This is a genomic window from Pseudoalteromonas sp. A25 (assembly GCF_009176705.1).
GTDB lineage: Bacteria > Pseudomonadota > Gammaproteobacteria > Enterobacterales > Alteromonadaceae > Pseudoalteromonas.
Map to the genome: position 1 here is coordinate 414,984 of NZ_AP021847.1, position 15,028 is coordinate 430,011.

Annotated in this window: 14 protein-coding genes; 12 read left to right on the forward strand and 2 right to left on the reverse strand. The window is 41.0% G+C overall.

Translation table 11 applies throughout. The annotated features are described in order from the left end of the window. Positions 1-34: 34 nt before the first annotated feature. The 12 genes from GDK41_RS18395 to GDK41_RS18450 all read left to right on the forward strand — a co-directional run bounded on the left by GDK41_RS18395 (position 35) and on the right by GDK41_RS18450 (position 14,241). Complete coding sequence (locus GDK41_RS18395) at positions 35-838, forward strand: AraC family transcriptional regulator (protein WP_152087932.1); 804 nt, start codon at positions 35-37, stop codon at positions 836-838. 295 nt (positions 839-1,133) lie between these two features. Beyond that, positions 1,134-2,039, forward strand: a complete 906-nt coding sequence (locus GDK41_RS18400; protein WP_152087933.1) for a GGDEF domain-containing protein — start codon at positions 1,134-1,136, stop codon at positions 2,037-2,039. A gap of 199 nt (positions 2,040-2,238) precedes the next feature. Next, entirely contained in the window at positions 2,239-4,386 is a 2,148-nt protein-coding gene (locus tag GDK41_RS18405) for a DUF6351 family protein (RefSeq protein ID WP_152087934.1), read from the forward strand. Positions 4,387-4,448: 62 nt separating this feature from the next. Continuing rightward, positions 4,449-4,787, forward strand: coding sequence for a gamma-glutamylcyclotransferase family protein (locus tag GDK41_RS18410; RefSeq protein ID WP_152087935.1), 339 nt, complete (start codon positions 4,449-4,451; stop codon positions 4,785-4,787). Further along, positions 4,784-5,068, forward strand: a complete 285-nt coding sequence (locus GDK41_RS18415; protein WP_152087936.1) for a hypothetical protein — start codon at positions 4,784-4,786, stop codon at positions 5,066-5,068. Before GDK41_RS18410 ends, GDK41_RS18415 begins: the two co-directional genes overlap by 4 nt. Positions 5,069-5,171: 103 nt before the next feature. Beyond that, entirely contained in the window at positions 5,172-5,951 is a 780-nt protein-coding gene (locus GDK41_RS18420; RefSeq protein ID WP_152087937.1) for a hypothetical protein, read from the forward strand. Between the two features lie 356 nt (positions 5,952-6,307). Further along, positions 6,308-10,171 (forward strand): TOMM system kinase/cyclase fusion protein, encoded by a 3,864-nt coding sequence (locus GDK41_RS18425; protein WP_152087938.1) that lies wholly within the window; start codon positions 6,308-6,310, stop codon positions 10,169-10,171. Continuing rightward, positions 10,165-11,673 carry a hypothetical protein gene (locus GDK41_RS18430; protein ID WP_152087939.1) on the forward strand — a complete coding sequence of 503 codons (1,509 nt, stop codon included), beginning with the start codon at positions 10,165-10,167 and terminating at the stop codon, positions 11,671-11,673. The genes GDK41_RS18425 and GDK41_RS18430 overlap by 7 nt, the downstream gene beginning before the upstream one ends. Then, positions 11,673-11,942 (forward strand): hypothetical protein, encoded by a 270-nt coding sequence (locus GDK41_RS18435; protein ID WP_152087940.1) that lies wholly within the window; start codon positions 11,673-11,675, stop codon positions 11,940-11,942. Before GDK41_RS18430 ends, GDK41_RS18435 begins: the two co-directional genes overlap by 1 nt. Positions 11,943-11,954: 12 nt before the next feature. Further along, the gene (locus GDK41_RS18440) at positions 11,955-12,908 is read left to right on the forward strand and encodes a hypothetical protein (protein ID WP_152087941.1); all 954 of its coding nucleotides are present in this window, start codon (positions 11,955-11,957) and stop codon (positions 12,906-12,908) included. Between the two features lie 352 nt (positions 12,909-13,260). After that, positions 13,261-13,854, forward strand: coding sequence for a hypothetical protein (locus GDK41_RS18445; protein WP_152087942.1), 594 nt, complete (start codon positions 13,261-13,263; stop codon positions 13,852-13,854). 204 nt (positions 13,855-14,058) lie between these two features. Beyond that, positions 14,059-14,241, forward strand: coding sequence for a RebB family R body protein (locus tag GDK41_RS18450; protein WP_152087943.1), 183 nt, complete (start codon positions 14,059-14,061; stop codon positions 14,239-14,241). A 266-nt stretch (positions 14,242-14,507) separates the two neighbouring features. Here the strand turns inward: GDK41_RS18450 and GDK41_RS18455 are convergent, their stop codons facing one another. Both GDK41_RS18455 and GDK41_RS18460 read right to left on the reverse strand, forming a co-directional pair. Beyond that, complete coding sequence (locus tag GDK41_RS18455; protein ID WP_152087944.1) at positions 14,508-14,714, reverse strand: hypothetical protein; 207 nt, start codon at positions 14,712-14,714, stop codon at positions 14,508-14,510. 11 nt (positions 14,715-14,725) lie between these two features. Next, positions 14,726-14,947 (reverse strand): EF-hand domain-containing protein, encoded by a 222-nt coding sequence (locus GDK41_RS18460; RefSeq protein ID WP_152088285.1) that lies wholly within the window; start codon positions 14,945-14,947, stop codon positions 14,726-14,728. Positions 14,948-15,028 lie beyond the last annotated feature (81 nt).

Sequence of the window (15,028 nt, forward strand, 5' to 3'; positions counted from 1 at the left end):
CAACAAAAGATGAGTTGCATAAAACGGCTATCACATGACTCAATACGTAAACATTAATGCGGGCTACCTTGAGGTAGACGAGCTAGATAACGAAGACCACCATGCGCATGAGGAATACGTGATCACCTTGTTGCTATCTGGTTATGTCACATTAAAGAGCAACAATGCCACGCTAATAAAACCAGGCACCCTAACCTTGGTGCCCTCAGGTTTTGCGCACACCCTTGTTAAAGGTAAAGCTATGTCGGTTCACTGGCTCAGTTTTGGTATTACCGATGAGCAACACGCCCAAAACAATGATTTGTTTTTGCCGTTTACTCAAATAAGACAAGGTGCCTTGCCTATCGCTCAAGTTAGCAAAACACGATTACCTTTCATCATTACTTTATTTGAAGAGGTTCAGCGAGCCTGCTCAGAGAATAAGCCCGACGTAGTACTAGAGAGCTTAATAAACCTTATTATCAGTGAGGCTGCCAGTGCATCGAGCATAAGTCCTGTCTATCTGGGCCATGAAACCAAAGTCAGTAAGGCTATGCAGTTTATAGAGCGCCGTTGTTGCGATGGCATTAGCCTTAAAGATGTTGCTCAAGCCGTGCATGTAAGTCCAGCCCACCTAACCACAAAAATGAAGGCCTCCACTGGCTATACCGTGGGGCAATGGATCATCAAACATCGCCTAAAAGTGGCCATAAATCGATTAGAAACCACTGCTGATAGCATAGAGCACATCGCTCAAAAGTTGGGTTGGAGCGACGTCACCCACTTTATTCGGCAATTTAAAAAAGCTTACCAAATTACACCCGCGGCATGGCGCAGACGGCACACTATTAAGCCGTAAGTGTATGTAGATAACGACCTAATAACAGTCACTTATTTAGCCTCACGCTTGATAAGTGAGTTGCCCTGTAGCGAACATTTACACTAAAAGTTTCAATGCATTTTATTGAACAACGGCAGCGAGTTTTTTTAGTTCACTTTCAGTACAAATGAGCAACTTTGCTCTATATACCCTAACTTGGCACTGAATTTGAATATAATTATGCTATCGATAACATGATAAAAAGTTGTCGAATTCATTGTATGTTTTACAATTATAGAAGTAGTAAAGAAGTATAAGCTTCTTGAGGAGCACGATGATCAACGCTGAACAGATGTCTGCTGTACTTGCAGCGCTACCAGACCCCGTTTTTTTACTCTCTAGAAGCGGAAAGTATGTTGCTATTTTTGGTGGTAAAGATGAGCGCTACTATCATGATGGTAGCAATTTAATTGGCCATACAATCAGTGATTTAATCAAAAAAGATAAAGCCGACTGGTTTATCTCGATTATAGAACGCGCATTAGATACTCAAGCACTCATCATCGAAGAGTATGAACTCAGCAACAAAGATGTAAAAGGTTTACCAGATGAAGGTCCATCTGAACCAATTTGGTTTGAGGCACGCGTTACACCGCTAGACTTTAAAGTAGACGATGAAGACGTTGTACTTTGGGTCGCCAGTAACATTTCTCCTCGGCATAAATTAGAAACACAATTGCGGGAGCAAAGCGACACCGACTTATTAACCGGGCTATATAACCGCCGACGCCTAGAGCGTGAGTTAAATTACCACTTTAGTGCCTTTCAGCGCCATGGACATTGCGTATCGCTATTAATGTTTGACCTTGATCACTTAAAAGTGCTCAACGATACTCAAGGACACCAAGCTGGTGATCAAGCAATATGCAAAGTGGCCCAAACGTGCAAAGACACGCTAAGGCAAACAGATATTGCCTGTCGCTTTGGGGGCGATGAGTTTGTTGTAATACTCCCCCACATTAAAGTTGCTCAGGCAACACAAACTGCACAGCGCCTGCGAGAAGCAGTTGAAAATGTATTTTATGATAAAAATAAAGCGAATAAAAAACCGATCACAATAAGCGTTGGCGTTACCGAAATGGTCACTTCAGATACCTCTTACTCGCAAGCACTTAAACGCGCCGATGTGGCTATGTATGATGCAAAACATAACGGCCGCAATACCGTGATCTGTAAATAACCAATCATTGTTTAACTACAACGTAAAAATATTGAGTAATTTGTTGCATTACTCTGCCAAATACGTGGCAACTAGCCCATTACCAAAATTAAATTTTGCACCGCTTCATCAGCTTATCTATCTTTCACAAAGTGATAACAACGACTATTTTTTTGCTGCTCTAAACTTAAAGTAAGCGTCAAAATAAAATGGGTGGCTTATGATTAAGTGGTTTAAATGGGTTGGCTCACTAATAGTGATATGCATTACTATCATTACAATATTGATATTGTGGCCACAACTTGCCGAAGATGAATTTACGCACCGACAAGTGCGCTCTATTGCGCCGAGTGAAAATAACTTACTGCTTGATTTTTATCCGCATATAGCCAAAGTTCAGCGCCCCGATGAAACCTTTCAGTTCCCAATTGAAATAGGGCAAGTTGGCCCTGCAGAGAGCCTATATTCAGGGCCGAATCAATACCCGTTTTTTTGCATGACACTCGACTCAGGACTAGGACAACCACAAGTAGATAACCAATTAGGTCATGGCGTTGCCGTTTACGATAAACACAATCAGGTGATCGGGTACAGTAAAGATTGTGGAGTAAAAACTCGGCTTGAATATTACACCATCGACAATAACCTTGACCCCCAGTCATTAACGCTTACCCAAGCACAGACCTTTTCTGGTCCACTATTTAGAGTAGAAAGAGGATCAATAAATCGCTTTATCTACACACTTGTGATGCCCATTACTAAAGATGAGGTAGGTGATAGAAGCGCACAGTCTCAATGGAATCAACGGCTGATTTATCAGTTTAACGGCGGATCTGGCATCGGCTACCGCCAAGGTCGACAGCATGCATGGAAAGTGATGCAAAGACAGGCAAACCAGTTACTTGACGGATATGCAGTGATCAGCTCAAGTGGCAATAAAACCAGCTACACCTATAACATGCTGCTGGCCGAAGACACCGCAAGACGAGTAAAAAAACAGTTCACCAGTTTGTATGGTCAACCACTTTACACTGTGGGCATTGGCGGCTCAGGGGGCGGTTTAGCACAGTACCTTATTGCACAAAACAGTACCGGAATACTTGATGGTTTGATCCCACTTTACAGTTATCCAGATATGATCACCCAAACCACATACGCACTAGATTGTGACTTACTCAATAATTATTTTACTTTTAGAGCCGACAATAAAAAAGCATGGCGAGATTGGGAGCGACGCAGGCTGATTGAGGGTATGAACGCAATTAACGACTTTCCGCAAAAAGCAGGTTTTTTGCAACCCCTTAACCAGCTCATGGCGGGGTTTGTGCCTTCATTTCCTGATGGTAACAGTGAATGTATTAACGGCTATTTTGGACTATCAGCCTTTATCAATAACCCAAAACAAGGCTTTTTAAGGCAATTTTTTGCAAAGCCTGTTGTAGAGCAAACCAATTGGAGTTATTGGCAAGATATGCAGCATGTGTTTGGCAAAGATAAACATGGCTTTGGCAACAGCACATGGGACAATGTTGGTGTGCAATATGGGCTAAATGCGCTAATTGATGGCAAAATCACCTTTGCTGAATTTGTTGATATCAACACCCACATCGGCGCATGGAAAGCACAAAATGAAATGCATCAAGAGCATATTGTTACGCCGCTTGGTACTAAAATCCCCCTTTGGCTTTCTTTGTGGGGCAGCGATAATATCACTCACGCTGAACAATCAGCTGCGCCTAGGCACCAGGGTAACTTAAAAGCCATGGAAGCTGCTTATCGCTCTGGGCAAGTATTTATCGGCAAAGTCACTTTACCCATTATTGATGCTCGGCATTACCTCGAAAACGAACTGGATATGCACCATATGTCGGCTTCATTCTATAGCCGTTTACGCATCGATAAAGCCAACGGACACAGTAACAATCATGTTATTTGGGTTGCGCACAAAGATCATGACCCAACAACCCAAGCCTTTGCTTTGATGGACCAATGGCTTTTAAATATTAAAGAGCATTCGGCGGAAGGAGTGCTAAGCGCAAAACCCAAGCAGTTACAAGATGCTTGTTTTAACGAAGATGGCAGCGTACATGCCAAAGGCGAGCATGTGTTTGATGGCCAGTGGAATAATAAACCAGATGGCGCTTGCCAGTCACGTTTTCCCATGTACAGCACTAGCCGCATCGAAGCCGGCGCACCTTGGGCGGGCGACTTATTTAAATGTGCCTTAATGGATATAAACACTGCGGTGCAACAAGGCCTGTATGGAGATAGTATATCGCCTGATGATATAAATGCTTTAAAACGCATATTTCCGCATGGCGTATGTGACTACAGCAAACCAGATGTGGGCCGACCAATTGACATTTAATTGTTTGAAGTTATTGGTCATTTGCTGTATTTTTCAGCCATTGCTAACTGCTTGAGGTTTTTATGGAAGCCCTTTTTTCGTACGGAACACTGCAACAAACACAAGTGCAATTGGATACGTTTGGTCGTACATTAAGCGGCACCAAAGATACCTTGCTTGGCTATGTACTGGGAGAAGTAACGATTACTGATCCAAAGGTGATAGCCACCAGTGGCAAAGATGTACACCCTATTTTAGTGCATACCGGCTTAGCGAGCGATCAAATTGACGGCACCGTGTTTTTACTGACTGACGATGAACTTACCCAAGCCGATAACTATGAAGTAGATGAATATGTGCGTGTACAAGCACAGCTTGCCTCGGGTAATCGGTGTTGGATTTATGCGGCCAGTAAAAAATGACTAAAACTGAAAAGCGCCTTGAAAAGCAACTGATCCAATTGCTCACTCAGGCTTGTGAGGAACTCAAAGACGACCTTGCAAATTTTTTATATTTAAGCCACTCGGCGTCTTTAAAAAACCTGACGAATACCCTAGTGGTTGAGCTTTTTTGCAGCCAAAGTCTGTCACACAGCGAGCTTGCAAAAGCCAGCACAACACTCAATTTTTACTTATCAAAACTTAACTGCGCAGTTAAGCCTGCCAGCTTAAAAGTCACACTGGTAACTCAAGCTAATAATTAACAGGTGTAATTAATTGTTAAACTTTGTCTTTTGACATTCTAAATACCGTGTACCTCAAGTATCATCTGCTCAATTTATATACTTACTATAAGGACATAATGATATGCCCCAGTTTAAATTGAGCGCAGTAGTACTTTGCGCCATGCTCGCCAGTGCCTGCTCCTCTGAAACAACCAATTCAAATTTGGTTAAAACAGAAGCTATTTGGTCTGATATTTATGTTACATCAAATGGCAATGACAGCCGCGTTATCGCTGAGTTAAATGTGAGCAGCCGAAATGGCAACAACCTTAACTTAGTAGCGGGTGATAAACTATCAGTGGTTGCGAGCAACGATGCTTTATCGCAAAACATGACCAAAGACATGACTAAAGATATCGAGTTTTTTGATATCGACTATCGCGCAACATTCCCCTACCACGAAGCAGATACTCAGTATGAAGTAAAACTCTACCGCTCATCGGAGAAAAAAACGCTCACTAGCATTGTTACCTTGCCTGAATCTATCTTTGTTATTGCACCGCAGCAAGCACAACGTTTTGAGGTTGACCAACCACTAGAACTTAGATGGGCTAAAGCACTAAAGATCAAAGGCAACCAATCTTTAGAAATACAACTCACCAGCCTATGTAAAAAAGATGACAACGAAATAAGCAACGCATATACATTTACTGATGTTGCTGATACTGGTATGAAAACCATTAACTTTGACGACATCAACATCTTTAAAAATGATGAATTAAATAGCAGCTTTGATTGTTCAATTGACTTTGAGTTTGAACGCAAGCGCTATGGCACCGTAGACAGTCGATATGCCTCGGGTAGTCGCGCATACGCAAAAACCCATGCAACACTAAAAGACATCAAAATCACCTTAAAATAACCTTACATCCTTTAAAGATGCCACTCGTTTAAGATCATAAAACGAGTTTTGAATAACTAAGCTAATTAGGAAGACGAAAGTATGCAAGCCGCTCTTGCCGTCTTCCTGATCAAGACCTGGGTTTCTTTAGCCAATAGCATTCACCCTTTCCACTTGGCCGTTCCCAAATTTAATAAAAAAATAATTTAAGTTCCCTAAACTGTGACCGATAAGGTAGGCTATAATCTCATGTTAATGGCAAGTACACGGAAGAGCGAAATTACTTGTCTGTAAAAACAATAAGTAAAACCAAAGTGTAACTAGGACGTTAACTCAAAGGAACTGGTTACAACAATAATGATTGGAACAATCTAGCTATGTCGCTCACTCAGTTTTCAGACGCATTTATTACCAGCAGCTTTAACTCTGAACACTACGAACTGCTTCACAAGATAGGCGAAGGTGGTTTTGGTAAAGTTTTTAAAGCAAAACATAAAAACACCAACCAATTGGTGGCGATTAAGTTTCTGGCCATCGAACCGCACTGCGAAGAACAAAAAAAACAACGTTATATAGAGCGTTTTAAACGCGAAACAGAACTTAGCAGCCAGCTACAACACCCACACATTGTGCGCTTGCTTGATAGAGGTCAGGTTAACGACAATATTCTATACGGCGTATTTGAGTATGTTGAAGGTGTAACCCTTCGTGAATACCTAACCACCGAACATGCTCTAGATTCTGTTACAGCGACCGATGTGATGCTGCAAGTGCTTGATGCACTTATTCATGCACACAGTAAAGGCATAATACACCGCGATATAAAACCCGCTAACATTATGCTCAGCAAAATGGGCGCTAAAACCTACGCAAAAATTTTGGACTTTGGTATTGGTACGCTGGCTCAAGATACCCGTGCCGTTGACTATCACACACTTACATTAACCCAAGAGACTTTAGGTACACCATCATACAGTGCTCCCGAGCAACTGCGCGGTGAGCCTGCATCAGCTAAATCTGATCTTTATGTGTGGGGCTTAGTATATTTAGAATGTTTAACTGGCTTACCAGCGGTTACGGGTAACAGCATTGCCTCTATTTATCATAAACAATTGAGCGATGTACACATTCCTATCCCAAGTGCTTTATTGGGCCATCCAATTGCAGAGCTGTTACGCCGAGTATTACATAAAAATGCCACCGAGCGCGTGGTAACCGGCGCTGAAGTATACTCAGAGCTTGCCAACATTAATGTATCAAACCTTGTAGGTGTGCTGGCTGATGCCAGTGCCAGACATGGTTTTGACGATACCACCGTGATGATCCGCGATGACGACCCAAACCACCGTGCCATTGCTGATTACACCGCACTCACTGAGCGTAAACAGCTAACCGTGTTAGCAGTTAGGCTAAGCGTTAAAGCGTTGAATAATAATGATAAAGACTATGACGTAATTGATGCGGTTTATAAGTCTCAACGTAATCACCTCATTGATATTGCTACCCGCTATGGCGCTTATCATGTGGGTAACTTAGCCGATACCTGTTTATTTTATTTTGGTTACCCCATTGCCAGTGATAACGACACGCGCTTATGCGCACGTACTGCCCTTGAAATGGTTGGCGAATTAACCAAACGTAATGCGCTGATGCAAGAGGCGCACAACGTAGCAATTAACGCCCATGTGGGTATTCATACCGGCGTATTCATCACGTACGCCAACTCAGTACCTGAAGGCCATAATGCCAACATTGCCATCGCGCTTTCGCGCGAAGCGGGCGAAAAACAGATTTTATGTACCTTTGAGTCTCGCTCAATTTTAGATGCCTATTCAGAATTTAATACCTACGGGCAAGTGCAGCTAGGTCCAATTTTCGAACCTGTCACCATTTTCAACTTAATGGGTGAACGTCGTGTTGAAGCATTTGGCTTTATGCGTGGTACGCGTAACCACCATGAGCTAATTGGCCGCCACGCTGAGCTTGAACAAACACTGTCGATTATTAACGCCCAGAATCAACAAACTCGCATTGCGCACATTCATGGTGAAGCCGGTATTGGTAAATCGCGCTTATTGCAGGAAATAAGAGCCAATGCCCCGCAATATCAGCACCTAGTTGCACAATGTTTGCCTGAGCACCAAAACAACGCGCTCTACCCTATTTTAACTTTGATCAGGTATTTGTATAACACGCCAAGTTTAGATGTTGACTCAGCTTCAACGCTTTTCAGTAACTTGCTAGAAAAGCAAAATAGTGCGCTTAACATCGACCAAGCACTGCCTATTTTGCTTGTTTGGTTAAACATAGACTTGGGTGACAAGCTACAACCGTCAGCGCTAGCTCCCGAGGCACAAAAAGAACTCTTATTCGAAAGCTTAAGTGCCTTGCTATTAACGAACCAGCATAGCCTCAGCGATCACAAACTCTATATTGTGGAAGATATTCACTGGGCAGACAGCTCAACGTTAGAATTTTTGCATCACTTTGCACAACAGCTCACACAAGGCCATGTTTTACTCAGCACCTCGCGCCAAAACATACCCACTGTGCTGCAAGATTTAACCCTGCTTGAAGTGAACCTCAAAAAACTCACAGAGCAAGCCACCGAAGACTTTATCGTTAAACTGTTCGATGGCCACAGCGTATCACGCAACGTGCTCGATATTTTAGTTAGCCGCACCGACGGCATCCCGCTATTTATAGAAGAGCTAGTTGGCATGCTAAAACAAAAAGGGCTCGTTGCTGACAGCGCTAACAATATCGACTTTGTAAACCCTGATAAACTCGACCAAGTGCCCACCAGTTTGCGCGAGTCACTACAACAAAAACTCGATAGCCTTCAGTTTGCCAAAGAAACCGCTCAGCTCGCCGCCACCATCGGCCGTGAATTTGAATACGACCTACTGGTCGCCGCTTCACCATTAAGCGAAAACCAAATTCAAAACGACTTAAAAGAGCTGATGGAAAACGATCTCATCATTCACCAACGCCGAGTAGATAACGACAGTTATATCTTTAAACACGCACTGGTGAGAGATGCAGCGTATGAGAGTATGGATACTGAAAAGATACTTGACTATGCATCAAAGATATATGTTCACCTAATCACTTTAAACGATTCAAGTGAAGACTTAACTCGAATAATTCGACTTGCTCAGTTTGCTGAATTAGCCGGCAAACTGAAAAACGCGGTTGAGTTATTTTCTCATGCAGGAAATTTAAGCTTTAAGTTACCCCATGGAAAACTACAAGCACATAGCTTGTATAATAAAGCTCTGTCTATCGTGAAGCTTGACAATAATAAAGATGACATGGTGTGGGATAAATTCAATCTTTATAGCCAGATTGGATTATGTGAAATATTATTAAAGGGGTGGAATGATCCTGCAACTGCTCAATATTTCAATGAGTGCCTTCACTTAGTCAATACAATAGATGACCTTGAGTTGGCAATGAAGATGTCTAAAAATGCTTTCATGTACCATTACGCCAGAGCTGAATTAAAACTAGCAGAACAATATTCTAGCCAAATTAATGCGTTAAATGTCAACGATAATCCAATCTATCAGCTCATTTACTTAGAATGCCAAGCACAAGTTAAATTCATCTCAGGAGAATATGAAGCGGTAATCAATATTGCAGCAATGGCTGATGAAATAGAGCACAAAAATGGAGTTTTAGACACGCAAAAGTTTGGCCATGATTCTGTTTTAGTTTGTCGTTCATTTGCTAGTTTCGCGCTCTGCCTTAGTGGAAATATTCCACAAGCTTATGACTTAATGAGTGATGTGCTAGAAGAATCTGAAACACGATCCACGCCGGATGTGATATCGAGTTTTCACGGCCAGTTAGGACTTTTAAGCTTATTTAGCTTTTTATCTTCGGGTGATGAAAAAAATCTCGAACAGTGTCTTACGCACAGCAAACTAGGTGCTAGTTTGTCGGCTCGTTATGGCTTCAAATTTTACGAATTATTCAACTTGCTGAATTTAGCTTGCGCAGAGGCATTTAAATTTCCTTCTGTACAAGGGGTGGAAGTTATAGAAAGCCGGCTTGAAGCAATGTTAGGCCTACCAATACATGCGCCATTCTACCTGTACACCAGCCTTCGAATTTGTAACCTAATCGGTTGTGAAAATAAATTAAATTATATAAATCAAAAATTTACACAATCACTACACGCAAGTGATGTACAATATATCAACACCTTCTTACAGGAAAATCAGCCATCATGCTAAGGACTTCGCTTTTTCTAACTGCATCGCTCATATCAAATTTGACGCTCGCTCAAGACACAGCTCAAATTTACGACGTAATTTGTCCAACGGATGATGTTATTACGCAAGTATTGCCGAATCAAAGGAACTTTAAATTTTGTAGTTTTATTGATGCTAATTACCCTGAGCGTCGACCTGATATTGACAAACTTTATCACTCTTTCGCATGGGATGCTTTTGAAGCACTACTCAAAGAAAGTAATTTTCCAGACAATGCAAATTGGGATGAACAAGAAACATATATCCCTCAAAAGTGTACAAACTATTCTGCTGATAGCTTTTCGGACTTTTTGAAACCTACTTGGCATCAACAAGCTAGCGTTGATGCAAATATTGCGCTTCCCAAACCACATAACCCTTTATGGGATCAAGCTGGAAATCAGGTTGTACTAACTGCTTACCTAAACGACATAGCCACAAGTAATTATTCTTTCGGCAATAACAAGAATGCACTTAAATCTGCCTCAGATCAGTTTGAGCTCTATACGAAGAGTAATAAAACTCTTTACATAAAAAATTGGCAAACTGATAAGTCAAATGGCCCTTTATCCATTAAGCTGGCTTGGAAACAGCTAACAGCCTCAGATAAGGAGCAACAGTACTTTGTTTGGTATAACCCTAAAAATAGTAAAAAATATGGACTGGTTGCGTTTCATTTGGCAGCTAAGTTAGCATCTACCAACAATTATTGGGTTTGGACCACATTTAGTCATATTAATAATCTTGACGGCGAACACCCATCTTTTACGAACCCTGACTGCCCAGCAGAACAATGCCCAGTCAATATGTGCCCTCAAATAGTAAATGGAAAAAGAAAAACTCAGCTTGCTCGCGTCACGCCCATTGCAAAGCCTATTATCGAATATAATCAAATACGCCAAGATAATGCGGCTAAGGCAAAAAGTGTTAGTCAATATTATCAACTGGTTGGTGTTCAACGTCCACTTAATGCATTTGGTTTTACAGCAAACAAATCTAGTGAGGTAACACCTTTTTCAGATAAAGAATTCAATGAGTCTGTTGCCATACCTAGTGGAAACATTCTCGCAAATGAAATAATCGAATGGGATCGCCAAGCCAATAGTAGCTGTATGAGTTGTCATTCGAAAGCTGTAATTTGGGCGAATATTAGTACATCCAATGACAAAAATTGTGACAGTATTTCAGATGCAAGCATTGAGCGTATTGGAGACAGTCAGCAAGCGGAAATTTTTAATTTAATTAAAGGAAAAAAGTGCGCTTACGCTAATAGTTACCAACTAGGCCCAGATAAAAAATCACAATGTTTACAAAAATCTTCTGGTAATGATAATTGCCCCCAGGTTTTATTTTTAGACAGAGGCTGGTATGGGCAAGGTTTTCAATTTACTAAAGACTCTCTGACCGGACATACACCAGCATCAGATTTTATATGGTCGTTATACGACGCAAAATTACAAACCAAGCAAAAAGGAAACAAATAATGAGTAACCAAGAAATCAAAAAGCAAGAAATGGAAGAAAAGTATTCGTACTTAGCGTCTCTTTACGAAATGTATGTTAATGGTGGTATAGATAAAATGACTGATGTCGGTCTAAACAAGTATATTGAAGACTACTGTCCGTTCATGCCTGAAAAGCTTCAGAACATGTTGCAAGATATGCCTATTGGTGGCCAATTTGATCAATCTCAGCTAACTGAATTATTAAAATCTGCCGAAGAGCAAATGTTAGACAACCCAATTACTTGGTAAGGCAGAAAATTGATGCAGTTGCTTAATAAAACACAATTAGAAAACCTAGGTAGTCTTTTTGCAAGCTCAGTAGCTGCATCATTTTCTAAGGTGCAAAATATCGCGGAAACTTTCAATAGTACATTCTATTTTGAATCTCGAATATCTGACGACGATCAAGTCGACTTTTTGGCAAGAGTCGAACGTCTAAACGCCATAGAGCTAAAAGAGTTTCTGATTTCTAATGATCTTCAATCCAGTCATTTTTGGCTAATTGATATCATTGATTCTTGGACACAAACAACCCACCCTTTTAGAAACAAATTAGAGAGTATCTGGTTGGAATGGGATAACATCGCCTCTCTGGATGAGGGAAGATTTGGTATCAGTTTCACATTTCATCCTAAGATACGTAACAAACCAGAGACTATAAAGCGATGGTTGCTTGCAAATATACCTAATACCATGCTTCAAATAGAAAGCTTAAACAGGTATGCCTCTCAAGCACTACCCGCTGAGTTAATACATTTTACACTTATGTTACAGCGTGAGAACGTTGAGAATAAATTTTACACTCATGTTCAACTAGGGAAGCTAGAGCTATTTTACGAGTTTATTCATTGGACCCCTTTAAATTTAACTAATGAGAGAGACCAAAGCCTAGCAAATGTTTTAGGTACAACCTCATTATTCTTTGATGTCGACTTAAGCGATGTTAGAAGAAAAATTCCACACAGAACCAGTGTTAATTTTATTATGTCGGAAGGCATGGTGGAGCATCTTGGTCGGTCTACACAATTACCAAGCCACTTTCTCAAAGTATACTCTTTGTGGAACTGTAATAACGAGGTTCAACCCAGACAAAAACAACTAAGCTTGGTTCAAACTAGGTGGCTGGAGCTGAAATGGGTTTATAAACATGGAGAGTTCACAGAAATTAAAGCATATTGGGGGTTCCATAAACCTAGCGTGAAACTATTCACATAAATTTTATATGGATGCGGCTAGGTGGGGTTTAAGCGACGCTTACGGTTCAAGCTGCGTTTCGTAGGGGGAAAATGAAGTAGCAGTAATGAGTGAGGCTATCCATAAAGAACTCACTATAGTTATTGAAAATGGTGAAAAGTAAGAAAAGTTTCAGATTTATAGTATCTTAGTCCTGAAGTAATTAATACTTTTTGGCCACCTAGTTATGGGTTTCTCAGTACTGCCGCTCTTTCAGAATTTGCGAACAACCAACAAGGTTTATATATCTGATATTTAATGTAGAATTGCTGTCAATATAAGTCATTTGCCGCGGCTTATGTAGAAGTTTTAAGCCGCATTAAAAGGAAGTCTAATGAATAAACTACTCTGTGCTGCAGCACTTGGTGCTGCGCTTTTCTCTGTGCCCAGTTTTGCAGACATTGGTATTACCGCATATGCAGGTCAAACGTTAAACCAAAAGATCAGTACTAGTAAAGGTCAAGAGCATGAAATTGTTGACGACACACACTTTGCTGTGAGTGTCGATCGTCACATCGACGGTGCTAAATATGGTATTTACTATAGTGTTTTTGAAAGTGAGTTAGAAAACAGCCCTACACATAAAGTTGACTCTGAACTGTTGTTATTTCAAAGCGCAGTAAAGCGCCCAGTTACAGACAACTTGCAAACCTACCTCGGTGCACATCTCGGTGTTAACCGCATATCTACCAACTTTGTTAAAGATGATACCTTCTTTGCCACTGGTTTATTCGCAGGGCTTGATTACCAATTGGGTGCGGGGTTTAGTGTTGGTACAGAAGTTCGCTGGGTAGCCACCATAGTTAAAAACACCTCAGCGGTGAGCTGTGATAACAACCCTGATACGGCAGACACCTGTAGCTGGCATTTTGATAATGAATCGTTGAGCCAGTTTCAAGCAAGCGCCAATATCACTTATCGCTTTTAATTAGGCTAACTACTTGGGCTTTGCTGATTACAAAGCCCAACGTTCAATCTAAAATTGCTTGAGCCAACAGCAAATTGCTTTTGTTATAAAGCACCCGGAGGTTCACTCTCCTATTGCAAAACCTTCACTGTGTAACAGCCTGTAAGTGATAAGCCAACAATGCGCAACTATACTCCTGTTTCGTACTTTTAAAGGAGATGCATAATGGCTGCGCAAACTGATGTTAATGGTCAAATTACTGATTTTGTGACTCAAACGCACACTAAAGTGCTTGGTGGTAAAGCTACTTATTCCCTTAAAAAACTTGCCGTTGCAATACATCAAGCACAGGTTAAAGCACTCCCCCCTGTGAATGGCCAAGTGACAGATTTGAAACGCACATGCTAAAGGCGCTCTAATACCAATTTTATTAATACATTGATCATTCTAGCGAGCTAAATAACTCATTAACTGCGTTATATATTTCTCATGTAGAATAACTACATAGCGAAATATTTGCCTTGTTACTAAGCCATTTATCTGTCGCAATATCTGATCACCAATTTAATGCAATTGGTATAATATTTTTTAAAAATGCAAAAAAGCCCAGAACGAGCTGGACTTTGGACGAGATAAAATACTCAAGGGGTTCTCCCAAGAGAAGTCTCCAGGGGTTACTTGTTAAATTCTTCTTGCGACAATTCGCCATCTTTGTTGGCATCAAGCTCATCAAACAATTTCATTAAGCTTTCAGATGCCGCCGCTTCACTTTTGCTGATCACGCCATCTTTGTTAGTGTCAAAATCTGCAAAAGTGCCAGCCATTGCCGATGCGCTCGCCAACAATACAAGTGTTGTAAATGCTACGTTTAGTGTTTTCATGGGTCATTCTCCTATTGCTTAAATTGTGCAAACTCTACTGGGGTAAGTTCGTTGTCTTTGTTGCTATCAAGCTTGCGGAATTGGCTTGCAAGCTCGCTTGATACTTGCGCTTCAGTTGGGCTGATCACGCCGTCATTGTTGCTATCTAACGATGCAAATGAATACTCTGCCGCAAATGCAACTGCGCTCGCTAAAAATACGGATGTTAAGGTAAAAACGCTTGTTAGTTTCATGTTGTACTCCAAACCATTAATTGCTGTTTTTTAATTTCATACCAGTTTAATGAGGTGGCCCTACATATCTGCCACCTAAAC

Excerpts from the sequence above, each read along its gene's own strand:
- GDK41_RS18425 (WP_152087938.1), top strand. The coding sequence starts at position 6,308 with ATGTCGCTCACTCAGTTTTCAGACGCATTTATTACCAGCAGCTTTAAC.
- GDK41_RS18450 (WP_152087943.1), top strand. The coding sequence starts at position 14,059 with ATGGCTGCGCAAACTGATGTTAATGGTCAAATTACTGATTTTGTGACT.
- GDK41_RS18430 (WP_152087939.1), top strand. The coding sequence starts at position 10,165 with ATGCTAAGGACTTCGCTTTTTCTAACTGCATCGCTCATATCAAATTTG.
- GDK41_RS18420 (WP_152087937.1), top strand. The coding sequence starts at position 5,172 with ATGCCCCAGTTTAAATTGAGCGCAGTAGTACTTTGCGCCATGCTCGCC.
- GDK41_RS18435 (WP_152087940.1), top strand. The coding sequence starts at position 11,673 with ATGAGTAACCAAGAAATCAAAAAGCAAGAAATGGAAGAAAAGTATTCG.
- GDK41_RS18415 (WP_152087936.1), top strand. The coding sequence starts at position 4,784 with ATGACTAAAACTGAAAAGCGCCTTGAAAAGCAACTGATCCAATTGCTC.
- GDK41_RS18400 (WP_152087933.1), top strand. The coding sequence starts at position 1,134 with ATGATCAACGCTGAACAGATGTCTGCTGTACTTGCAGCGCTACCAGAC.
- GDK41_RS18405 (WP_152087934.1), top strand. The coding sequence starts at position 2,239 with ATGATTAAGTGGTTTAAATGGGTTGGCTCACTAATAGTGATATGCATT.
- GDK41_RS18455 (WP_152087944.1), bottom strand. The coding sequence starts at position 14,714 with ATGAAAACACTAAACGTAGCATTTACAACACTTGTATTGTTGGCGAGC.
- GDK41_RS18410 (WP_152087935.1), top strand. The coding sequence starts at position 4,449 with ATGGAAGCCCTTTTTTCGTACGGAACACTGCAACAAACACAAGTGCAA.
- GDK41_RS18460 (WP_152088285.1), bottom strand. The coding sequence starts at position 14,947 with ATGAAACTAACAAGCGTTTTTACCTTAACATCCGTATTTTTAGCGAGC.
- GDK41_RS18445 (WP_152087942.1), top strand. The coding sequence starts at position 13,261 with ATGAATAAACTACTCTGTGCTGCAGCACTTGGTGCTGCGCTTTTCTCT.
- GDK41_RS18440 (WP_152087941.1), top strand. The coding sequence starts at position 11,955 with ATGCAGTTGCTTAATAAAACACAATTAGAAAACCTAGGTAGTCTTTTT.
- GDK41_RS18395 (WP_152087932.1), top strand. The coding sequence starts at position 35 with ATGACTCAATACGTAAACATTAATGCGGGCTACCTTGAGGTAGACGAG.